The following is a 22,520-nucleotide window of genomic DNA, read 5'->3' as shown; positions in this document are numbered from 1 at the left end:
AGATTTTCCGGGGCGTATTTGACGATGATGCAGCGGTTTTCCAGCGGCTTATATCCGGCCTCCTGGGTGAATTTCTGGACTTCTCTTGCCATGGTTATGTGCCTCCTATATCATTGCAATTCGTTTCGGTGCGGACAGGCGGAATAAATTCAATGTGGCGCTGTGTATCGCAGTTTTTTCAGCCCACGGGGGTGACGATGGGCTTGCCGTCGGCATCCACCAGGATGCTCATGCCGCAACCCGCAGTCAGTGCGGACGAGGCCAGCACATAATTCACGCCGGTCTGGGTGTCCACGATGATTTTCTCCGCATTGGTAACTCCCTGGGAGTAAACTTCCACAAAGCGGTCCTTTGCCATAGCGGTTCCCTCCTTTCGCATCCCGCCTGCCTGTGAACAGAAGAATAGCACAATGCGGCCCCGCTGTGGGCAAATCTTCCTAGACAGCACAAATCGTTCCTGAGCGGCAAAAACAAAGAGGGAGCCTCAAACGCTCCCTCTCAGTTTCTTCTTCAATTCGGCTTTTCCAGTTCGGGACAGCAAACACATGCTACCGCCCACCCGGACTTGATTTCCCTTTCCATCCACTGCCTCAATTTTGTCCCACGCCGCCAGAAAGGACCGGTGAACCCGGACAAATCGTCCATCCAGTTCCTTTTCCAGCTCGTTCAAACTACCCACGAAATCCAGACGGCTGTCCGCCGTATGAAGATATACATGGTGGGCTTTGGGCGCGGCCTCAAAAAACAAGATGTCGGTCAGGGGAATGTGGCGGGTTTCATCACCCGTTCGTAAAGAGAACATCTCTGCCGGGTCATGGCGCTCGTCCAATAAGCGGGCGTGGACCGCCTCCAGGCAGCGGGTGATGGCAGGGCCGATCTGCTCTCCCTCCTTCACGATGTAGTCGAATGCCTCCAAATGGTATTGGAAGGTTTTCCAGGCCAGATCGCCATAGCTGGTAATGTAGACCAGTGTGCCATGAGGATCCCGCCGCCGCAGTTCCCGCCCCAGCGTGAAGCCGTCCCACGCTCCATCCTTCAAATCCACGTCCAGGAAGTAGACGCCTCGGCGGCTGTTCTGGGCTGTTTCCAGCAGTTCCGGGGCGGCAGATGCGGCGCATACCACTTTCATGTCGTAGTTCTCCATGAAAATCTTCCACTCCAGAGCGGTTTTGAGCTGGTGGCGGACACTTTCTTCATCGTCACAGAGATAGATTGGAATCATGCTTTTTCCTCCACCGTCAATTCCTGGACAAATACGCCGTCCGCCCAACTTGTGGATGCTGCCGCATTGGAATAGACCGCCAACATCCGCTGGTAGCTGGGCAGCCCCAATCCCCGGCCCTCTCCCTTGGTAGAAAAGCCCTCCGTCCAAATTTTATCCGGGTTGATAGTCCCAGCGTAGGGGTTGGAAATCCGAAGGGACAGCCTGTCCTTTTGAGACAGCAGGATAATCTCCACCCAGGGCGTTTCCGTTTCCAAAGCGGCCTCGGCAGCGTTGTCCAGCAGGATGCCCAGACAGCGGGTAAAGTCCCATGGGTCTATTCCGACCCGCTCCACAGGGTAGAGTGCCTCCAGGCGGCAGTTGATACCCTGCTCCCCCATAGCGGCCAGCTTGGACAGCAGGAGGCTGCGCACCTGGGGAACGTGCACATTGCCGATTTGAGTGGATGCCTGAATTTTCTCTCCTATGCGCCGGTCAAAGCCCGTGTCCAGTTCCGACAGGGCGGCGCGCAGTTGGTCCAGCTCCCCCTCGTCCGCCTGCTCTGACAGCCCCGCCAGCAGGTTTTTGTAGTCGTGCCGGAAAGCCCGCACCTCCTGTCGGATGGCCTCCAGGTCCCGCTCGTAGAGTTGCTGCTGTGCGATGACATCCTGCTGGGCCGCTACCTTCCGGGCGGCGTCCAGCCGCTGGGCCAAATGGATCACCAGCCCCGCCTCCAGCGCCGCCATCGCCAGCACCAGCATAAAGTAGGGACCCAGATATTCCGGTTGAATCCCCGCCTGTAGGATTAAGAATGTTTCCATAGCCGCTTCCAGGGCGAAAAGAAACAGGGCCGTCCGGCGCTGGCCGAAGCCCTCCTCCAGCAGAAAGCGGAACCAGCGCCCGAAGCGCAGACGGTGCAGCAGGAGGGCTGAGATCGGAACCACAACCAAATACACCACCACTGTAAACTGGAGTTCGCTGTTCAGAAGCAGGATCTGGGATAGACAGGACGTGGACACTTGAAACACGCCTCCCATACATACGGCGGAAAAGGCCCTCCAGAATTCGGTTCGCCAGGCCCACTGGACCCAAAAGGTACACATCAGCAGGACGGCGAAGGAGCTTATGTAGTAGCGGACCAGCACGTGGTCGGGGATGAGCACATACAGGCCCACCTGTAGCAAGGAGGCCGCCAAGGGGGAGAGCAGCAAGACGGGCAGCTTTTTCAGTATCCGCCACCCCCGCACATCCATCATCACAAACAGGTAGACTGCCAAGGCGGCATGGGCTGCCAGAGAACCGACAAATGCGGTCAGGTAATCCTCCAGCATGAGCACAGAAGTCGCCTCCTTTCTGCGGACTATCATACCACAGGAAGGGAATTTTGTCCACGGATAAGCCAGCTCAGCAGTGTATCAACTCCGCAAAAATAATTTCCTCCACCTGGGCTTTGCAGCAATTCGTCAGTCCAGCCCAGCGCATGGGGTCACGGGCGCTAAAGTGTTAGGTAAACCCCGGCCTCCTTTGCCATCCCTGGCATCATGCTGTCCAACAGGTCTTAACGAATACTTCCGCTGCCTGACCCAGCAGGAAATACTAGCAAAGATTTTCGTGGCGGCGCAAAATGAAGAGAACTTACCTGCACAGGAAACATTCATGGTGTCTACACCGGAAGAAATCGAGAAATTTAAGGCTGAGACGTTTAGCAAATCCAGTAACGGCAAGCCCAGAAATAATTATATTACCGCATATAGTATCGTGGCGCACCAACCGTTTGAGTGATGCCGTATATATAAGTGATATTCAGGCACCAGAGATTTTATATACAAAGGTATTTTTACCATATCTTCAGGCTTATGATATATGCAAATTGCTAGCTTAGGCTTATATTTACGGATAGTGTTTTTTGCACCCTTTAGCGACTCTAATTCCGCACCTTCCACATCCATTTTAATAAATGTAACTCTATCATTTGGATCCACTATTTTATCAATAGCTTCTACTGGCACAACGCTGCCATCAACTAAATTTTGATTTATGTGAGCTGCTACATCCCCTGAAGCATCAAATAGTAAAGTATCTTTTTCACTCCATGTACCAATTGGAAAAATTTTTGCTTGTGAAAGGTGCATTTTTGTTTTAGTCTCTATGCATTTTTCAAAATTATTTGGATCAGGTTCGAAAGCATATATCGATTTTACACTTTTGCAAAATTGAGTAAATTGCAAAGAAGTTTGTAAATCAAAACACCCCGCGTCAATAAGAATCTCATCATCACCATATTGGAAAAAATCTTGTTCAAAATATTCTTCTTCATCCGCTTGATCCAGATATCCGTGATATCCATTTAATCGAAAAATCAAGTGTTCAGGATATTGGGCTTTTTGCAATATATCTAGAATCTCCTCTTCATATACGGTGGTACAAACGATAACACTCTTATCCTTGTTTTTCAATAATTCTTCTGGACATATAACTGGATATCCTAAATATCCCTTTTCTTGCTTTGATTTCGTTCCACTACAAAAACCAATAAATCTTTTGTCGTTTTTAACAAAAGGCAGGATATCACGCGCCACTTTGCCAGCGCCATACAAAATGATTTCTTGATTTGGGGACATCAGCATCAGCAAATCTTCCACCTTTTTCAAAACAGGAAGATGAGGAAGATAGTTTTTGACAATGTCATCTATATACATATAATCTCCCGTAATCAAATAGTTGAGCCGGTTTATGTACACATATCGAGACTCCTCATCCTCCAGCATTTGGTAGACACTCTGCAAATCTTTTAAAACATCCATTCTTTACACCGCCTGTTCTATAAGTTTATGTTAGCATGTCATCTTTAGTTCAATTTGCCTTAAAGTTCTATGTTTTTCATAAAATATTTGCATCAAAAATTATAACTATTATACCTGTACTCTTCGTCCGCTATGCGGAACATCAGGTTTTTGATAAAGCACGCCAGATAGTATTGCCGTAATTTGATATCCAAAAAATCTTCAAGAGCAAAATCCGTCCTCTTTCTGATTTCTACTGCTATTGCCTGTTCTATTCTGGGCCCCATCACCCGCCGGATATTGATATCGGCTACCGATTTGAGTTGTTCGGTGATGTCAATAAAGTTGACGTGATTATATATCACTAAATGAGAATCTACATCACTAAATGAGAATCTACATCACTATCAATATTCCATTTATGCAATCCTGCATATCCTTCAAAAAGCGCCTCTGAACAGCGATGAAAAAGGTGCAGCCTGCCGCCTTTTTTCAAAATATAAAGGCACTCCACAATACTCCTATACGGATCAATACAATGATCTAAGGCATTATCTATAAGAATCAAATCGCAGAATTCTTTTTCAAAGAATCCCGAAATAAACTCAAACAGTCCAAAAGAATGATCCCCTTTCTCGCCAGGAAAAAATTTTTCAACAATTTTGTTATAGAAAGGAGCCAGGGCATCAACTTGGAGCAAATTGATTCTTTGTTGCGTAGGGAGAATATTGCCATATTTTGAAACAAGTCCACACCCCAAATCCATGACAACAGAACCTTCTGTTAAGTCAAATTGATTTGATAATAGCATCGCATTTGTCAAAAATGGATGAATTCTCTCGGAACTTATAAAGTTAGTGTTTTTTAAGCGCTTTTGGCAATTCTTATGCTCCAGTCCCTCAGGGTTTGCCGCCGATAATAGCCAGTAATCAATTTCCTCTGAGAAATGATTTACCCATATCTCTGATTCTTTTTCAAAATCAACATTCCAAATATGTTCTCTGCCTTTAAAATTCTTTCTTGTTTTATCAAGCAGATCTTCCTGAAAACCTTCATCCTGCCAAGTGATAACTTCGATTCCGGTTGGAAAGTCCCAGGATATCCTATCTTGTATTTCTTTCAAATGGCATTTATGTATAACCCCAATTAAAATGCTGTCAACACGTTGCTTTTCGCACATTTCTTTTAACTCAGCAGGAGAAACAACCCTTTTCCCATTAACCGTCTTGTCAGCATACTTTTCGAAATTACTGCTGCAATATGCGACAACTTCGTATGGCATATTACATAAATCCGCAATGATCGCTTTGCCTACCTGCCCTGTTCCCCAAATAACACATCTTTTCATTTCTATTGTCCTTCCTTCACGCACGCCAATGTCGTTAAAATTACAAGCTTATTCTGCCAGCCTGCTTTTATAATTTTCCCAAATAAAGATCTTCCAGCACTTTTACCTGTTTTTTAATGTCATATCCGGCTGCCCGCACTACCTCAACCCCCTTCGGCCTAGATATAGGTTTGTCTATCATACGATCTAAGGCTTGTATCCAAGTTGGGATATCAAGGGGTAATCGAGTAATATTCTCCACTGTTTCGACTTCCTGCGTAATACGGTCCGATGCTAAACATGGAAGACCTGCGGAAGCTGCTTCTATAAGCGAGATGGGCATGCCTTCAAATAATGAAGGCAATAGATAACAATCCATGGCCTGCAAAAAATCCTGAATATTTTCTTGAAAACCCAAAACTAAAATGCTGTCTTCTAAATTTAATTCTTTTATATGATTTTCTATTTCTTGCTTTTTGGGGCCTTCGCCAATATACAAAAGCTTAGCATCCAAATGTTTATGATGAAACTCTCTAAATACTTCTAGCAGAAAATAAGGGTTTTTAGAATTCCAAAAGCCTCCTGTAGTGCCTAATACAAAAGAGTCAGAAATACCTAGTTGAGAACGCAGTTTTATTCTTGTATCCGAATTATATCCATATAATTCGACGTCAATCGCATTTTTAATCAGATGTATTTGTTTTTTCGGAATCCTTGTGCCAAACAGCCACTCACTTGCTTCTTTCGAGCACGCTAAAAAATCTGTAGCAACTTCTGGAGACAGTTTTTCTCTCAGGATAAAATGCCGCTTTCGCAATTCTTCTCGCCGGGTCTCTTCTTCTATCCCGGCTATAGACGTACTATGGGAATGCACTATTATCTTAGGTATACCAACTTCCTTAGCTTTTTCTTCTAACCAAAAGCCTTGCCAAAAACTTGTGTGAATATGAAATGCATCATACCCACTTGCTAAGATCTCTTTAACTACTTTATCTTTGTCAGGGCTTGATTTTTCCGGTAGATGCTGTATACCAAAGTCTCTCGCAGAAAACTGAGAAGGTATTCCAAGCTCATTGCCTCGTGTCAACAAATCAAAATGGAATTTCTTTCTATCTATATGTTGATAATAATTGAGCACAAATGAATGTACTCCACTGAATTTTGCAGAAGGCACTAAGTGTAATATGTTCAAAATACCCGCTCCCTTTTATTGTTTTTTATTTTTTTAACACATTTATGCGCAATTGTATAGGGAACACAAAGGAGCCATTTTATGGAAAGCACACTTCAAAAGAGTCTGAAGGTTCTTTTGAAATAGGCAGAAAAGCAGCAATAGCTGCACCGCCCAGCTTAAAAATCGTTAAATACCGATTTTTAAGTGTGTTTACTATAGGATGCTCTGCCCCGATATGTCAGATTGTATTCATACAAAATCACCAGGGCTTATTTGAAAACAGTTAGGGCTTGTTTGAAAAATTGTAAACGCCGTCTTTTTGCCCCAAACGGGCGGTTTCTGTGTTGAAAATCCTCGAAATACGACAGTATTTCTTGCGGTTTCCGCCTTGAAACCGCTCCCTTTGGAACAAAAATTCCGGTACTTCCTCTATTTTCAAACAAGCCCTAATTTGCCGAATCAATAGTTTTTTGCCGCCATACTTCACCATCTTTTCTTAGAAATACTCCATTCAATATTCCAGTGAAGATTGTGTTTTCCTGGCAGAAAAATCCCGCACTCTGCCCTTCGTTCTTGACTTCTGATTTATCTTGCAGGGCGGGATGATGTTGATTGTCCCACCCACTGCTTAACGCCATGCCTGTCCATTAGCCATTCTAAAACCTCTTCCAACATAACAATCTTTCCGAAGAATTCTTTTCCCGCCATTGCGGTTTTTTCTTCTGTTCGGACTAGATCGCATACCACCAAGCAATCTGCCGCTGGTAATTCATCTTCGCCCAGGCGGTAGACTGTCAGCCTTTCATGCACAGAACCCAGGTAGTCGGCCTCCACGCCATAGGCCGTAGTGACCTCATTTTCTTTTGCCAACTCATCTAGCAGATACCGCCCCTCCCGGCCCATGCCCAGGATAGCTACACACTGCAAATTATGTTCCGTGAAGTATTCGCTGAACCGCACCTCATTCTGTCTTAGCTTTAGTAAAATATGTAGGAGATCCCGCTCGTGGCTGGCCGTTGCCAGATCCACCTTTTGCTTGTGGTATTTCTTCAGCCACAGCTTTTTTACAAATGCTCCACCTGCGGTAGCACTTAAAACTGTGCCCAGAAACAGTACCGCCATATGCGATTTCTTCATGCTGTCACTCCATTTCTATCAGCGTTTTCAACACATACCAGATGTATTTCATAGGCTGATGGCTGTGGGCTATCATCTTAAATAAACACCGGAACCTCTTGCGCCCCGGTCTTTTTACACATTCCTCTACAAACCGGGCAAACCGGTATGGACTGCGCTTCCCAAAGTGTTTATTGCGTGGTAATTTTATTTTTTCTCTAGCCCAGCTTTCCAGTTTGCATGGGTACATGAACATATCATAGTGGCGATAAGGGTTTGCATGGTGGATAGAAAACCAGTTGTTTCTCCCTTTTTTGTCCACAAATCGGTAGGCAGAGAGTACTTCATTACTACAATAGAATGATCCATGAAAGAGTATAAACAGTAAAATGGTCTTATCGCATACCATGGGATGCGCCTTATATAAAATATTATATGTCTCTGGATTTACGCCAAGGAAAATATTCCGAAACATCATCGTTCCCAATTGACCCGGCAACTGCCAGCTTTCTGCAAAATCATCTAACTCAAATACTTTTTTATTCCAAGCGATATGGCAACTCCGTTCATAATCCGGCTTGCTGTTTTCGTCTACAATCAGACATTTACCGCAACAACCCATATACTCCGGCTGGTTCTCCAAAAAATCAAACTGCTTTTGCAGTTTATGGTTATCTACCCAGAAATCATCACCTTCCAATAAAGCGATGTACTTACCTTTCGCCTGACAAATCAAATCAAATAAGTTGTAACTTGCCCCCACATTCTCTTTTCGAAATGTCGGCTTAATGTTTGGATACAATTCTGCATATTCCCGGATAATATCAGCAGTTCCATCTTTTGACGCATCATCCCCCACTAAAACTTCATAGCACAAGCAAGTTTGTTGATTAAAAATACTCTCCAGGGCTTGTCTGATATAGTTTTTATGGCAATAACTCAGAAGAACAATAGTTACCTGCAAATCAGCCTTTTCCATTATGATAAATCCTTTTCTTCATTTAAATACTTTGCGAATCCCGTCTTGCTTGAAATTTTTTGCCGGCTGCCCCATGGCAATACTATCATCGGGAACTCCCTCTATAACAACTGCCCCCATACCTATGATAACCCTTTTTCCAATGGTTATCCTATCCCTGACAGAAGCCCCCAACCCAATAAAGACCGATTGTCCCATAGAAACTTTTCCACCGAGGGCAGCTTTACTGGCAAAGACACAATGGGAGCCTACAACAGAGTCATGACCTATAAACACGCCTGGCTCTATGTGAACATTATCTCCAACTGTCACATCACACCCAATGAAAGCGCTTTTCTGTATCATTACGCCTGTCCCAAGTTGAGCAGATGAACTCACATGGGAACCTGGGTGAACCAAGTTTACCAGAGAATAACCTGCTTTTTGGACTCGCAGAAACAGTTTTTTCCTATCACTTGGCTCCCCAATAGCAATGATTATCTCTGCACTTTCAGAAGAATATCGCTTTTGAAAGTGCACAAAAGGCATTCGCTTGACATTATGAAATATTCCAGGGACTGCTATATCGTCAATAAAAACAATTTCATTCCACTTTTTCAAAATCTGCGCTAACTCTTCAGCCTCACGGCCTACGCCACCTGATCCATATATTCCTAACGTCATCTTACCTCTCCGTACATCTTCTTATGATATTCTTGATACTCCCCGGAAACGATGTCCTCCCACCACTCCCGGTTCTCCGCATACCACCGAACTGTCCGCTTCATGCCGTCCTCAAACTTTGTCTCCGGCAGCCAGCCCGATTCATTATGTATTTTCTTCAGGTTTATGGCATACGCCTGCCGTATCCTTTGATGCCGACTACATTCATTCTCAATATCTCTTTTTTATATCATAAAAATTCAGAATGTACAACATCTTCAAAGAGCCTTTCTAATGTTCTATTAAATGCGTCATTTCTGCACATGTTCGGACACAGAGAACAATCTATATTCTCATAAACTTGCCTCATGCGTGCACTCCGAAAAATGTCTTCCAGGGATATTTGCTCATTAATCTCGCCTAAATAGTAGTCCTTTTCTTGCCGATGGTGTAGACAGGCAAAGACTTTTGCGTCGGCTGTTACAACCGTAGAAAAAAACATACCGTGGCATCGACTATAACTCCTTGTTCCTCCACTTTGCATTTCCTTATATTTTTGCAAAGATGCTCTCACTCCAAAATCAGGCGTTTCATATTTCTCCTTGATTTGTAGATACTTCTCTGTGATATCAAATAAATTTCCTGTAAATGGTCTAAACTGTGCAAAATCCGCTCCGCATCTCTTGACCAAATCCACAAAGTCGCTCATCTCTTCTGCAGTATCTTCGCTCGTTAAAAACCCCACACCGAAACTCACTTTGCTATGGCACGCCCTTTTAATTCTTGAAAACATTTCTATATTTTTCTTCGTCTGTTCAAAAGCACTGCTTGGCATACCATGTGTTTTCTGGTACATCTCAGCACTAGCTGCATCCAGACTAATTCTAAAATACTCACAATTATCTGCAATAAGCTGAGCTAATTCTTCTGTTAAGGCCAATCCATTCGAATTTATTCCAACCTTTAAACCGTGTCGCCTTAATTCTATCAGAGCATATATAAAGTGTGGGCTAATCAAAGGTTCACCGCCACCAGATAAAATTACTCCTTTACAGTCCATTGCAGACAAGCTTTGGATTACTAAATTAATCTGCTCTTGTGACAATTCTGCACCATTTTCCTTTACGCCACAACAACCAGGACAATTATTGTTACACCTATTAGTCAAATCCAATTCCGTAACAATAAGAGTTTTATGTCCATTAAGATAGTAATCAATTTTATCTGTATATTTCAGTATTTTTTGCTCTGAGTTAAAGTTGTTTATTACAGTATCCACTATGCTTGCCTCCTCATTCTTTGTCAGTTCCTAATTTATAAAGAATCCTTGTGCTACCCGAAAGAGATGCTGACCATAAAGTGATTTTCCATATAAATTTGCTGCATCAACTAGTTGGTTATGATTTATCCATCCAGCGTAATAGGCAATTTCTTCCGGCGCGGAAATCACAACCCCCTGCCGGTTCTGCACTGTCTCCACAAAGATGGCGGCTTCCATCAAACTGTCCACTGTGCCTGTATCCATCCAGGCAAACCCCCTGCCCAGCACCTGGGCCTTCAGCCTGTTTTCCTGCAAATACAGCCTGTTTAAGTCCGTGATTTCCAGCTCCCCCCGGGCCGACGGGTCCAGCTTTTTTGCCAGCTCTGAAACCCCGCTGCTGTAAAAATATAACCCGGTTATGCAGTAATTGGATTTCGGATTTTCCGGCTTTTCCTCTACGGAAACTACGTTGTGATGGGAATCAAATTCCACAATCCCAAACCGCCGGGGATCCCGGACATAGTATCCAAAAATGGTTGCAAAACCGTCATAAGCATTCTTTACAGCCTCGTCCAGATTCTTGCTGAACCACCCGCCATAAAAGATGTTGTCCCCCAGAATCATGGCACATGGTTCGCCGTTCAGGAAGCTTTCCCCAATGAGAAACGCCTGGGCGATCCCTTCCGGTTTTGGCTGCTCCGCATAGCTTAAATGGATGCCAAACTGCCCGCCGTCCCCCAGCAATTCCTGGAATTTGGGAAGATCCTGGGGCGTGGAAATCAGCAAAATATCCCGTATCCCCGCCAGCATCAAGGTGGACAGGGGATAGAAAATCATTGGCTTGTCATACACGGGCAAAAGCTGTTTGGATATGATTTTCGTCAGCGGGTATAGCCGCGTACCCGAGCCTCCAGCCAAAATGATTCCCTTCACGATTTCCACCTCACTTTTTGCAATTCAAAATGATATCGCAAACCCTGTCCACATCCGCCAAATCCAAGTCCGCGTACAGCGGCAGCGTCAAAACTTTTCGACTGATTTCTTTTGCAAGAGGCGTTTCCTGTACCTCAAATTTTCCTTTATAACAGCTGAATTCGCTTGTCAGCGGATAGAAATATTTTCGGGCGTGTATACAATTTTCTGCAAGTTTGTCCATCACACAATTCCGGTTTGCTCCAAAGATTTCCTCATGGAAAACCACTGGGAAGTAGGCAAAATTCTGCCGCACATTTTTCTGTACGGGATTTAATTGCAAGCCCGGAATATTTTCCAAGCGCTCCCGGTAGCGCTCCACAACACGTTTTCTTTTCGCGATTTCCCCATCCACATACCGCAGGTTGCACAGTCCCATAGCGGCCCTAAACTCATCCATTTTTGCGTTTGTGCCGATTTCCTCCACACTTTCCTGACCAGCCAAACCAAAGTTTTTCAGCTTAGCCAGACGCGCCCCAAACTCTCCGTTTTGGAAGCATGCGCATCCGCCCTCAATGGAGTGAAAAACTTTTGTGGCATGAAAACTGAAACAACTTACGTCACCAAAATTTGCAGTACTCTTGTCCTCATATTTCACGCCAAAAGTGTGGGCTGCGTCGTATACAACTGCAAGATTATACTTTTTCGCGATGGCTTCAATAGCCTCTACATCGCACACATTCCCGTACACATGCACGGGCAGAATGGCGCTGGTTTTCTCCGTGATAAGCGGCTCTATTTTCTCCGGATCCATGCAGAATGTTACCGGGTCAATGTCGCAAAACACAGGTGTCAAGCTGTTTCGCACGATGGCCTGGGTGGTGGAGGCAAAGGTAAAAGGCGTAGTGATAACCTCCCCAGAAAGCCCCAAAGTCTGCAAAGAAACTTCAATAGACATATGCCCATTTGTAAGCAGTTCCAGGTGCCCTGTCCCCAAATACTCCTGCAATTTTATTCGTAACTCTTCATGCTTCTGGCCCATGTTGGTCAGCCACCGGCTGTCCCACAAATCTTTAATTTCTGCGCAATATTCTTCATAAGGCGGCATGGAGGAGCGGGTTACGTTGATTTTTTTCATTGGCTGCACTCCCTCAGAATCCGTATAGCCTCCGCTACCCCATTTTCTATGGAATAACCCGGCTTCCACCCCAACCCTTCCAACTTCCCCGCATCCAACACTTGTCTGGAAACCCTGGAATAGCCTCTGCTTTCCATATCGCTTGGCAAATCAAAAACCACCCTGCAGCCGCCAGCCTCTGCTGCCTGCTCTGCAAACGCCCGGATTGTCATCTGATACCGTCTGTCCGCAATGTTATACGCCTGCCCGGATTCGCCCTTTTCCAGCGCAGCCAGCAAGCCCTGCACCGCGTCCGCCACATAGCAGTGGGAGCGTTCCTTCAGTCCATCGCTTTTCAGCACAATATCCCGTCCCTCCGCCGCGGCCCAGAGGAACTCCGCCACCGCCCGGCTATCACTCCGCGACATGGTCGGCCCAAAAAGATGACAGGGCCGTACAATCACCACGTCCGCGCCAAACTGGCTCCGGTAACTCTGGCACAAAACCTCGGCGGCGCGTTTGCCCTCCGGATAGCAGGAACGGGGGCTGGTTAAATCCAGCGGCCCGCAATAACCCTCTACGAAATCGTCCTGATTTTCATCCGGCTGGCCGTAAGCTTCCCCGGAAGAAACAAAGAGGAAACGTTCCATGCCCTGTGCCAGACCGTATTCCAGCAGGTTTTTTGTACCCAGCACATTGGCCAGCAGCGTGTCCGCCGGGTATTTTGCCATGTTCACCGGGTCAGCCGGGCTTGCGGCATGGATGATAAAATCAACCTGTGCCGAAAAATTTTCAAATGGCTTGCATACATCTTGTTGAATAAATATAAAGTTCTTATTATTCCAGAATGGCTCAAACCTTTCCCGCGTCTTTTCTAAATTGCGCCCAACTGCCACCATCCTGCATGGTTCTGCCTGCTGCCGGTTCCACACCATAACAGCGTCTGCCAGACAGCTTCCCAGCATGCCAGTAGCTCCCGAAATGAGGACAGTTTTTCCTCTAAGGAACTCCAAACCTTGTATTCCCTTTAAGGAATTTATGTACGCCTGATTTTCCAGTAAATCCATGGTCACTCCCTCAGCGCCAGCAGGGCCTTGAAAATCTTCAAATCGTCCGGTGTGGTCAGCTTGATGTTCGTCTCTGCACCAATGGAAAAGTGGACAGATTCCCCCAATTCTACCATCAGCGTACAGCTTGCAATAGAGTTTGTAATGCCTGTTTCAAGGGCTTTGCGGTGAGCGTCCGCCAATTTTTTCAGAGGAAAAGCCTGAGGCGTCTGGGTCAGCGCCAGCCTGTCCCGGGGGACTACCTCAGACGAAAGGTGGTCCGTTGTCCGCCGCAAAGCAACTGTATTGCAGGGCACAATGGAAACTGCAGAGCCATGCTTTTTACACTGCACAATGCAGTCTGAAATGATCTCATGGGAAACCATCGGCCGGATAGCGTCATGCACTAAAATTATGTCCTGCTCCCCATATAACTGCTCTGCATGGAACACCCCATTGCGGATGGATGTCTGCCCGTTTTCCCCGCCGGAAACCACCCATTCCAGCTTGTCGATTCTGTACTGCCGGGCATAGGCACGCAGAATATCATGCCAGCCATCTACACAAACCACGCCAATCCTGTCAATATCCGGGTGGGACTGGAAGGCCTCCAATGTATAAATCATCACTGGCTTGTCGTTTACATTCAAAAACTGTTTGGGGATTTCCTGCTGCATCCGCTGGCCCTTGCCGCCCGCAATAATCAACGCAATGTTCATACTCTGTCCTCCAAACCGAATTCCCTGAAAAGCATGTCCACAATAACCTCCGGGGCTTCCTCCCGGTCGTTTTCAATGACCACGTCGGAGCTGTCCGGCTCATCCCAGGGCAAATCTACCCCTACAACCTGTTTCACGCCAGGAGAGTAAAGGCCTTTTTGGTTGCGCCTATACAATGTCTCCATGGATACTTTTATGTAGATTTCCCTGTAGTTTTCGATGTTTTCCCGGCACCAGGCCCGCACATCCGCATACATGCCGATGCCGCAATAAACAGCGTCCACGCCCCGATCTGCATACGCCTTGCACCGTTGTAATATGCCCTTTGCTCCTGCTCGCCGTGATTCTGTCGAATAATCCTGCGGCGTTCGTGCTTTGGCATTATCCCGGTTCCTGTCCCCATCAATTAAGACTGCGTCAGGTTTTATCTGTTGCAGCCTCTCATAGAACATGCCGCCAATGGTGGTTTTCCCTGCCCCCGCCAGGCCCGTAAAGAAGTAAACCGTTCCTTTTCCCATGTGTGTTTACCTCCTCAGTGGTACAGCGGCTGCTCCAGTAGCGCTGGGTCTGGTTCCAGCTTCGGCATCATCCGCAAAGGCTGGCCGTTTTCGTTGATGAAATTCAGCCCTCTAAGCAGCACTTCCGCGTTTTCAATCCGATGTTTTTCTACGTCTTTCATGTAGTTCCCCAGCATTTCGGCCTGAACCTTTTCCTCAATATCTGCCTCAACCGGCATTCCATTGGCAGAAACTTTCGCCTGCTGGAAAATAATCTTCCAAGTCTCCGCAATATATTGGTTCATTTTGTCAAATCCGCTAATCCATGAGGAAACCGCCCCATGATCAACCGGCTTGCCATCATAGTAAAGGAAATCATATCCGTAATACTCGTAAGCATCCCGTAGGAAGTATTCGATGAACTTCCCTTCGTTTCCATTCATGTATTCGTCAACGTTTCTGTATACGCTGGCCAGGCTGAACCCAGTGGCATAGTCGCCGCCTAAGTTCGGATCCCTTTTTCCCTCTGATGAGCAGTACGTCATGCTCTCTGTGTATGGCAAATCCAGGAAGTGCGCCAAAGCGGCAAACGTTGCCCTGGGGTTTATCTTGCCGTCCTCCAGGCGCACCACCACACCGTCATGGTAGAGCCTGTCATCAGGATCCACCATAAAGCTGCGGTTTAGGACGCGTTCCATCACCGCATCTGTCACCACTGTAACGGCGTCATCCCCCTTTGTGTTGTTTTCATTTGCAAACTTTGCCATGATATTCATGAATTTCACGGTAGAGCCATGGCTGGTGGTAAACCTACGCATAGGCGTAAAAGTCTTAATATACTTGAAATTCCGGAATATGGGCGATTTCTGCACTTCATCATATACAGCAGAGGATAGGGTTGTCTGATTCCTGCCCTCGTACACATTCAGCCGATAGTGGATATTGTAAAAGTGGGGCTGGAAAAAGAGGGCAGGCGCAATCCGCGAGCCTGTGTCCAGGGAATGGACATAGTAGCTTTTTTGGTGCAGAAAAAGTGCCACAAGCACATCTTTTTCATTCCGCCCCCGGTTTGTGTATAATTGCTGCACTAATTCCGGTTCCATGGATGGCAGGGAACGCTGTGCCTCAGCCAGGCTGCCCGCTATCCGCAGCGCTTCCATAATTTCCGCAATATTATTTTGCGTATTATCCATCATAACGGAAGGCATTGCCAGCAAGTTGGGGTGGGAGTCAAAAATCTCGTTGAAAAAGTCGCCGCCGTTGTGGGAGGACAGCTGCGTATGCCAGATCATCTTGCTGACTTCCCGTATGCGGATAGGCTGCAGCGTAAACTTGCTGTAGTCAATATTAAACCGCTCTTTAAAATCAATTGGATACTGGCTGATTTCCTCCTCAAACAGGAACACAATCTTCTGCTCTTCCAGCAAAGGCTTCATGTTCAGACAGGGCAGGTAAGAGCAGAACTCTGCCCAGCTTGTGTAGTGCAGGTAAATGTGGTTTTCCTTTGCCACGTCCTCGCTGCGGCGCACATTGTCCCGCAGGTATTCCAACTCATACTGGGAAGTAACATCTGTGGCCAGGATAGGTTTTTCCAGATCCTTGAAAAAATAGTGCTTGATAACTGTATCTTTAAAGTCAATATATGCCCCGAACCGCTCCTCTGCAGGGTAATAGGGCGTATAGCTTGTATCGTCAAAGGGATAAAACTTGATGGGCAAATCTTCAAACTTCAAAAAATCTTTCCGGAATATGTAGGGGTATTTTTCCAGCAGCGCACAATTCTTCTTATAATGCGCCTTCATCAGCTTCATATTGGGCGCGTAAAACGCCTCTTCCATGATTTCCAGAATGTTCTCTTTAAAAATCCCCTGGTTATATAAATCATGGAACATCGTATAGGAAATCTTATAGTCATCGTCTTTGCCGAACTGCAAAATATATACGGCGGCTTCCATTTTCACCGTGGGATCCGCTTCCTCCGCAAGGGCCAGCTTGTATGCCTGCAAGGCGCTTTCCGTTTCATTTAACTGCGCCAGTCTCTGCGCTATCTCAATCGCTTTCATCCTTCGATACCCTTTCAGGATCCCCGACAAAAAGGGGACAGGCACATGCCTGCCCCCTCTCCTTGTGCGTGGGATTTACTTGTAGAACAACATTTTCCTGCTTTTCAGCTAACGGAATCAGCCCAAGAGCTGCAGCACACCCTGGGGAACCGCATTGGCCTGAGCCAGCATAGCCTGTGCGGACTGGATGAGGATGTTGTTCTTGGTGTAAGCCATCATCTCTTCGGCAACGTCTGTGTCGCGGATGGTGGACTCAGCGTCCTGAATGTTCTCAGCCATGACGCTCAGGTTGTTAGCGGTGTGCTCCAGACGGTTCTGGGTTGCGCCCAGGTCGCCGCGGACGCCGGAAACATAGTTGATAGCGTCTTTAATGGTCTGGATAGCGGCGGAAGCGCTCTCAGGCTTGCTGATATCAACGCTGTCAATGCCCAGAGCAGTGGTGTGCATGTCGCCGATGACAACGTTCAGCTGGTTGTAGCTGTCGGAAGTATCACCGATCTGCAGGGTCAGGCCGCCGCTGCTGCCCAGCTCGCCGTTCTTGCCCCACATGACAAACTTAGTGGCATCTGTGCCGGTGGCGTTCCAGTCAGCGTCTTTAGCAGTAGAAGTGCCGACCATGTTGTTCTTATAAGGCCGCTCGCTGCCATCAGCGCCAAACTTTTCAGTCAGATGGATGGTGCCGCCATCGTTCTGCGTGGTCACCTTGAACCAGCTGTTGTTTGCGGCAGCCTTGGACAGGGCACGGCCAGCTTCCTTAACCAAATCAGCGTCGCCGTCTTTCATGTGTCTCAGATCGATCACATTGCCGCCCTTGAACTTGCTGTCTTTGCCCACAGCAAAGGTATAGACGTCCTTGCCGATCTTGATCTGGTTGCCGTCCTTTATCATTTCGGTTGTCAGAGCAAAGGTTGCGGAAGCGAACTTCGAGTCTTCCTTGGCAATGGCAGGAGTTTCCACTTTGACAGCGCCGGAAATAGCGTTGTTTTCTGTGGCGTTTGCGCCTGTTGGAGTAACTGTAACCGCCATGCTCGAATCAAACTTGGTGGTAGGCACGCTCTTCATGGTCAAAGTGATCTTACCGCCGTCCAGCTTGACCTCGAACTTCACATTATTGATAGTGGCGCTCGATGCGGAAAGCTTGATCGCGCTTGCATCGCCCGTCTTACCAGCAGAAATGCTGGCCTTTGCAATGGTTACGCCGCCAATTACAATAGAGAAGGATGCTTTTGCAGCAGAGCCCGCGCTGCCAGACCACTTGGAAATATCAATGCTGTAAACACCCTTTTGGCCGCTGCCATTGCCTTCCACAGCGTCTGTGTCTGCATTCAGCCTGATAGCAGTGCCACCAGTGGCAGTAGAAGCGCCCTGGGTGCCGTCCAGCAGCTTGATGCCGTTGAAGTTGGCGGAGTCCGCGATACGGTTGATTTCAGACTTCAGCTGATCCACTTCCTTCTGGAGGTTCAGGCGGTCAACTTCATTGTCATAGGTGCCGTTGGCAGACTGGGTGGCCAGGTAGTCCATGCGGTTGAGCATGTCCTGGATTTCCTGCATAGCGCCTTCAGCGGTCTTTACCAGGGAGATGCCGTCCTTTACGTTCTTCTGGGCAGCGTTCAGGCCGGTGATCTGTGCACGCATTTTCTCAGAAATAGCCAGGCCAGCAGCGTCGTCGCCAGCGCGGTTAATCTTGTAGCCAGAGGACAGCTTCTCCAGGTTCTTTGCCAGGGCAGAGGTGTTGGTGTTGTAGTTCCGGTAGGCGTTCATCGCCAGGATGTTGTGTTGAATACGCATAATTTTTCTCCTTCAAAATTATTTTAGCGTTTTTTACCTTCCGGCGTCCTTCGCCGGGTTTGCGCGCCATTTAGGCAAACTGGCCAAGTTTGCTTATCCAGCGCTGTATATTTCAACCAGCCTAGGACTGGCAGAAACCAAAATTATTTTTCGCGCAATAAAATTTCCGGCGCTTCCTCCACCCGCTTCCGCCGCACCGCGATTTCCTTGGGCGCGTTCACTGCCAGTTCTACAGAGTCGCCCCGCCAGCGGTATACGTGGACAGAAATGTTGTCGCCGATGGTAATGCATTCACCTGCTTTGATCCTCAAAGTCAGCATACCGGGTTCCCTCCCGCTGTTATAGTTTTACTCGTTATTGGCACTTTCCGCCCGCTGAACTGCGCCATAATAATGTAGGCGGGACCATCCTGCAGCGCTCAGCGGCATCCTTCATCTTCAGTTTGTGGCTGTGCCACAGCAGCCGGGCTTCTTCAAAATTCTCCGGCAAAGGGTTCCGTTTGCGGCCAAAGTCTACGCCTTCAGCTTTGGCTTTTGCGATACCCTCGGCCTGCTCGCCTGTTCTCTTTGATGGACTGTTTGGTGGCGGACATAAACAAATCGCCTACAAACCCGTTCAGCAATTCGTAGCTGTGCTCGGTGCCGCTTCCCACAATAAGCGAAACGATCTCCTGTGCTAAATCACTTAACCGGGCCTTCATTTCATCCGGCTGCAGGGAGGACTCCCCATCAAACAATACATCCTGTATCTGCATGGACTGATGCCCTCTTTTCGCAGTTTTTCGGTTAAGTATAATTTTCCGGACAATACTTATCCAGCATTGCATCCCTGCTTACACACAGTATATCGTCGGTTTTTCAGAAAAGATAAGGGAGTTTTCAAACTTTTCTACATTTTCGAAACCTATACTTTACAAGATGAGGCGGAAAAATTTTTCCTTATACACCAGGTTGGGATTGGGATATATTTTGCTTACTATTTGATAGTGTGCTATAGTTAAGTAAAACAAATGCCGGAAGCGGAGTTATCATGTTCAGAAATACAGACAGGCCATTGAGCGGCTGACGGAGGACACATTTGGCACAAGGCGGTATGTTGACGGCCTGAGCGCCTTTATTCTCAACAGCGATACACCAATGACGATCTCTATACAAGGTGATGGGGGCAGCGGCAAGACAAGTAGGATGAACATGATAAAGGAGAAGATTTCTTCGGAGGTCTATCCCATATGGTTCAATACCTGGCAGTTTTTGAGAGCCTGTATCAATATATTGTTTCCTGTGCGGATTTCGTGTATTACCAATTCCGAAGAAATCAATAGTGAACTTGAAAAAAGAAAATCTCATTCAGACTGTTATCCCAAATTGTTTGATGAAATAGATACAACTAAATTTAGAAAAGATATGGATATTGAAATGTGTAAACAAATTATTCTTTGGTCTAATATCGGATTTACAAATCAGCTATTACATGAAATTCATAATGATGAAATAAATGTCAATTCTGCTACTCTGCGAAAAAAACTTGACAGGTATTTTAATGAATTAAAGAAAATCTTTTATGGAGTTGGTAATGAACAGGCAATATAAAAGTGTTTTTATAATTCTTAAAAAACAGATAATAGAACACAAAAAATAACAATATATTTTTGTGTATTTGTACTGATTTTTTCTAATTGTATTTCAAAGTGGTTTGACAGGAGGGACGTTATGCTTGAAATGTGTAATCCGATTATTGTTCAATTTCCATTACGGGGAGAATGGCTTTCTCCTAATACACCGGGGACAAAAATACCCAGTCATGGTACAAACCAATTAGGAACAAGGTACGCATACGATTTTATTCAAGTAGACTGGAACCGTATCGGAAACCCTGCTTATCGCGTTGGTTTAATGCAATATCTTTTCTTCATTTTTCGGTATTCCGGCCAGCGCATGGGAAAGAATGTGTATAATAACTTCCGCCGTCCACCCGTTCCCCAGCCCTCGGTATGCGTGTGACTTTTTCGCCATCCAGCAGTAATTGTCCGGCAAGGTCTGTAATCGGCAACACTCCGTAACGGTCAGCGGACGAATGGTGTAAAACCCGTCCGGCAATGCAATTTCATATCTAACGCCGTTGAAAAGGATTTTCCCATTTCTCACTTCGTAAATCTTGCGTTCCTTTACCGTGTCGTTTGCTTGAATTGCTATCATGTTATCTTTTACAACTGTTGAAATTGTGTTTGTCTTTTGCGGGTCGATGTTTACTTCAAAGCGTTGTATGTGCGGAATATCCGGGTTGTAGTTGTCCCTATGCCCCGCTTCATTGATACGCCGCCCTACAACACGCCCCGCAAACGCCGCCGGGGGAATCACTCTTTCAGCGACAAGCGTTCTTTTCCGACTTCCTACCGTTTGTTTGATATTGCTTCCTTTCGCATAGTTCGACGTAAGGCAATACGCTTTCTCGTCTGTTGTAGTTCCCACGGGAAAAGCCCTTTGCTCTGTTACAGGCTCAAATACCATTTGCCCGTGATTTTTCTTCAAATAGTTTCTTGCCCCTGCATGGTCGTATGTCCCCAAAAGGCAAGTTGCTTTTTCGCGGTCGCATATCCCACTTTCCAGAATATCCGCCAGCATAATGTGACGATCTTCCGGCTGTTCAACTCCCGGTATGTTATGGGCGTAAAACCGCCAGCGGTTCTGCGCCGACACAAGGGCGGAATTTATGTACTGCAAGGGCGTTTCTAGCTCTTCCGAAATTCGGTCTTTGATTGATTGCGCCGCGCTCTTGTTGTTTTCATAAAGGAAAAAATCAGGCCGAAACTTTTCTTTTGCTATAAGATAATTCTTGAACAACTCCCAGCCGATTCCGTCCGGCTCTGTTTCCCTCGCCTTGCATTGCGCTATACTCCAATGGGTGCAAGGGGAACCGCCGATTAAAAACTTAATCATTTTTTGCCCCCTTTCGGGAAATTTCATAGTCGGTTCCATAGCGGCGGCGTTTGCACCGCCAGCACGTGATTTTCTGATTCCTGCCGCCCACGCGCTTTATGCTGTGCTTTCCGGCCTTTTGCAGTTCAAGAAAGCAAGGCAAGCAGAATTGACGCTTCATGCTCTCACCCCCTCCCGCTCCGCCGGAAATCCCCTGCATTCGGGCAAGTTTTCCAATGCGGCACAAAGGCAACGGGAAGATCGCGGCTTTCCTCTTCCGGGCGGGCAACCCGCCCGACAACCACCGCGCCGTCGTCCGTCACGAAACGGTCGCGCCCGTCCCCCTCGATCACGAATACGGGTTCAGGGTCAACGGGCATATTCTTTCCGGCGGTCGTCTTTATCCAGTCGATAGCACGCCCGCACCCGCGGCAAACGCTCATACAACGCACCTCCGTTCCGCATAGGCTTTCGCGCCGATCTCCAGCATTCCCTGAATAAAAATCAGGGTGTCGCGGTTCGCTTCCGCCTGTTCCTCCCATGCCTTGATCTCTTCCAGTGTCAACCGCCGGGCGGTCAGGTCAGACAGGCCGCACCAATAGTCGCTGGGGCTTATCCCGTATTCCCTGCAAAACTCCCGCTTTGCGGTACTGTTCGTACCGCCGCCGAAAGAAACAATGTTCATCTTTTCACCGTCTTTCTTTTTCCTCCGATCTGTGGTAAAATACAATAAAATACAGAATGGAGGGTTCGCGCCTATGAACGACGCTCAATTTCTTAACCTGATATGTCAAATTCAGCCCACTATGTATAAGGATATAGGGCTTGCTGTCGGCTTTGGGAATATCTACAAAGCCTTGTCGCCGTATGGAGAAGATCAGGATTCTATAAAATGGAGGGTCGAACAGTTAGAACGCCAGCAGAAACTTGAAGTTTTCCGGCTTGATTCGGTTATTAGTGCCGTTCGCGTTCTCCCGTGA

Annotated in this window: 24 protein-coding genes and 1 pseudogene; 2 read left to right on the top strand and 23 right to left on the bottom strand. The window is 46.8% G+C overall.

The annotated features are described in order from the left end of the window. Positions 1-178 precede the first annotated feature (178 nt). The 20 genes and pseudogenes from VSQ30_RS14340 to VSQ30_RS14245 all read right to left on the bottom strand — a co-directional run bounded on the left by VSQ30_RS14340 (position 179) and on the right by VSQ30_RS14245 (position 19,379). Positions 179-358: a DUF6440 family protein gene (locus tag VSQ30_RS14340; protein ID WP_334464747.1), complete on the bottom strand. Its 180-nt coding sequence runs from the start codon at positions 356-358 to the stop codon at positions 179-181. Between the two features lie 126 nt (positions 359-484). Beyond that, entirely contained in the window at positions 485-1,222 is a 738-nt protein-coding gene (locus VSQ30_RS14335) for a LytR/AlgR family response regulator transcription factor (protein ID WP_334464746.1), read from the bottom strand. Next, positions 1,219-2,532, bottom strand: a complete 1,314-nt coding sequence (locus VSQ30_RS14330) for a sensor histidine kinase (protein ID WP_334464897.1) — start codon at positions 2,530-2,532, stop codon at positions 1,219-1,221. The genes VSQ30_RS14335 and VSQ30_RS14330 overlap by 4 nt, the downstream gene beginning before the upstream one ends. Positions 2,533-2,937: 405 nt before the next feature. After that, on the bottom strand, positions 2,938-4,005 hold the full coding sequence (locus VSQ30_RS14325) for an FkbM family methyltransferase (RefSeq protein WP_334464745.1): 1,068 nt from the start codon (positions 4,003-4,005) through the stop codon (positions 2,938-2,940). 355 nt (positions 4,006-4,360) lie between these two features. Further along, entirely contained in the window at positions 4,361-5,332 is a 972-nt protein-coding gene (locus tag VSQ30_RS14320) for a hypothetical protein (RefSeq protein WP_334464743.1), read from the bottom strand. 67 nt (positions 5,333-5,399) lie between these two features. Further along, complete coding sequence (locus VSQ30_RS14315; RefSeq protein ID WP_334464742.1) at positions 5,400-6,503, bottom strand: glycosyltransferase; 1,104 nt, start codon at positions 6,501-6,503, stop codon at positions 5,400-5,402. A 567-nt stretch (positions 6,504-7,070) separates the two neighbouring features. Then, positions 7,071-7,622, bottom strand: coding sequence for a hypothetical protein (locus VSQ30_RS14310; RefSeq protein WP_334464740.1), 552 nt, complete (start codon positions 7,620-7,622; stop codon positions 7,071-7,073). A 4-nt stretch (positions 7,623-7,626) separates the two neighbouring features. Continuing rightward, positions 7,627-8,580, bottom strand: a complete 954-nt coding sequence (locus VSQ30_RS14305) for a glycosyltransferase family 2 protein (RefSeq protein WP_334464738.1) — start codon at positions 8,578-8,580, stop codon at positions 7,627-7,629. Between the two features lie 18 nt (positions 8,581-8,598). Then, positions 8,599-9,243 (bottom strand): NeuD/PglB/VioB family sugar acetyltransferase, encoded by a 645-nt coding sequence (locus VSQ30_RS14300; protein WP_334464736.1) that lies wholly within the window; start codon positions 9,241-9,243, stop codon positions 8,599-8,601. Continuing rightward, positions 9,240-9,416 (bottom strand): annotated as a pseudogene (locus VSQ30_RS14295) (dTDP-glucose 4,6-dehydratase); the annotation flags it as partial. The pseudogene VSQ30_RS14295 and the gene VSQ30_RS14300, both read right to left, overlap by 4 nt. A gap of 56 nt (positions 9,417-9,472) precedes the next feature. Further along, positions 9,473-10,501 (bottom strand): radical SAM protein, encoded by a 1,029-nt coding sequence (locus tag VSQ30_RS14290; protein ID WP_334464734.1) that lies wholly within the window; start codon positions 10,499-10,501, stop codon positions 9,473-9,475. Positions 10,502-10,531: 30 nt separating this feature from the next. After that, the gene (gene rfbA, locus VSQ30_RS14285) at positions 10,532-11,416 is read right to left on the bottom strand and encodes a glucose-1-phosphate thymidylyltransferase RfbA (RefSeq protein WP_334464733.1); all 885 of its coding nucleotides are present in this window, start codon (positions 11,414-11,416) and stop codon (positions 10,532-10,534) included. 10 nt (positions 11,417-11,426) lie between these two features. Continuing rightward, positions 11,427-12,533 carry a DegT/DnrJ/EryC1/StrS family aminotransferase gene (locus tag VSQ30_RS14280; RefSeq protein ID WP_334464731.1) on the bottom strand — a complete coding sequence of 369 codons (1,107 nt, stop codon included), beginning with the start codon at positions 12,531-12,533 and terminating at the stop codon, positions 11,427-11,429. Then, positions 12,530-13,579 carry an NAD-dependent epimerase/dehydratase family protein gene (locus VSQ30_RS14275; protein ID WP_334464729.1) on the bottom strand — a complete coding sequence of 350 codons (1,050 nt, stop codon included), beginning with the start codon at positions 13,577-13,579 and terminating at the stop codon, positions 12,530-12,532. Before VSQ30_RS14275 ends, VSQ30_RS14280 begins: the two co-directional genes overlap by 4 nt. A gap of 2 nt (positions 13,580-13,581) precedes the next feature. After that, a complete protein-coding gene (locus tag VSQ30_RS14270) occupies positions 13,582-14,277 on the bottom strand; it encodes an IspD/TarI family cytidylyltransferase (protein ID WP_334464728.1) in 696 nt (231 codons plus the stop codon). After that, positions 14,274-14,795: an adenylyl-sulfate kinase gene (locus VSQ30_RS14265; protein WP_334464727.1), complete on the bottom strand. Its 522-nt coding sequence runs from the start codon at positions 14,793-14,795 to the stop codon at positions 14,274-14,276. Before VSQ30_RS14265 ends, VSQ30_RS14270 begins: the two co-directional genes overlap by 4 nt. A 14-nt stretch (positions 14,796-14,809) precedes the next feature. Next, the gene (locus VSQ30_RS14260; protein WP_334464726.1) at positions 14,810-16,837 is read right to left on the bottom strand and encodes a hypothetical protein; all 2,028 of its coding nucleotides are present in this window, start codon (positions 16,835-16,837) and stop codon (positions 14,810-14,812) included. Positions 16,838-16,954: 117 nt separating this feature from the next. Beyond that, positions 16,955-18,625: a flagellin N-terminal helical domain-containing protein gene (locus tag VSQ30_RS14255; protein WP_334464724.1), complete on the bottom strand. Its 1,671-nt coding sequence runs from the start codon at positions 18,623-18,625 to the stop codon at positions 16,955-16,957. A 143-nt stretch (positions 18,626-18,768) separates the two neighbouring features. Continuing rightward, positions 18,769-18,945 (bottom strand): carbon storage regulator, encoded by a 177-nt coding sequence (locus tag VSQ30_RS14250; RefSeq protein WP_334464722.1) that lies wholly within the window; start codon positions 18,943-18,945, stop codon positions 18,769-18,771. Positions 18,946-19,145: 200 nt separating this feature from the next. Then, positions 19,146-19,379, bottom strand: a complete 234-nt coding sequence (locus VSQ30_RS14245) for a hypothetical protein (RefSeq protein ID WP_334464720.1) — start codon at positions 19,377-19,379, stop codon at positions 19,146-19,148. 436 nt (positions 19,380-19,815) lie between these two features. Between VSQ30_RS14245 and VSQ30_RS14240 the strand changes: the two genes are divergently transcribed. After that, the gene (locus VSQ30_RS14240) at positions 19,816-20,214 is read left to right on the top strand and encodes a hypothetical protein (RefSeq protein ID WP_334464718.1); all 399 of its coding nucleotides are present in this window, start codon (positions 19,816-19,818) and stop codon (positions 20,212-20,214) included. A 300-nt stretch (positions 20,215-20,514) separates the two neighbouring features. Here the strand turns inward: VSQ30_RS14240 and VSQ30_RS14235 are convergent, their stop codons facing one another. From VSQ30_RS14235 to VSQ30_RS14225, 3 genes are all read right to left on the bottom strand, one after another. Next, positions 20,515-21,561, bottom strand: coding sequence for a DNA cytosine methyltransferase (locus tag VSQ30_RS14235; RefSeq protein WP_334464717.1), 1,047 nt, complete (start codon positions 21,559-21,561; stop codon positions 20,515-20,517). Further along, a complete protein-coding gene (locus VSQ30_RS14230) occupies positions 21,554-21,721 on the bottom strand; it encodes a hypothetical protein (protein ID WP_334464716.1) in 168 nt (55 codons plus the stop codon). Before VSQ30_RS14230 ends, VSQ30_RS14235 begins: the two co-directional genes overlap by 8 nt. Before the next feature lie 258 nt (positions 21,722-21,979). Next, positions 21,980-22,225, bottom strand: a complete 246-nt coding sequence (locus tag VSQ30_RS14225; protein ID WP_334464715.1) for a hypothetical protein — start codon at positions 22,223-22,225, stop codon at positions 21,980-21,982. Positions 22,226-22,298: 73 nt separating this feature from the next. Here VSQ30_RS14225 and VSQ30_RS14220 point away from each other — a divergent pair, with 73 nt between their 5' ends. Further along, a complete protein-coding gene (locus tag VSQ30_RS14220; RefSeq protein ID WP_334464714.1) occupies positions 22,299-22,520 on the top strand; it encodes a hypothetical protein in 222 nt (73 codons plus the stop codon).

Source organism: Acutalibacter sp. JLR.KK004 (genome assembly GCF_036941085.1).
Lineage (GTDB): Bacteria > Bacillota > Clostridia > Oscillospirales > Acutalibacteraceae > Acutalibacter.
Note: the sequence above shows the minus strand (reverse complement) of the source record. Positions and strands in the feature narration are given on the sequence as shown.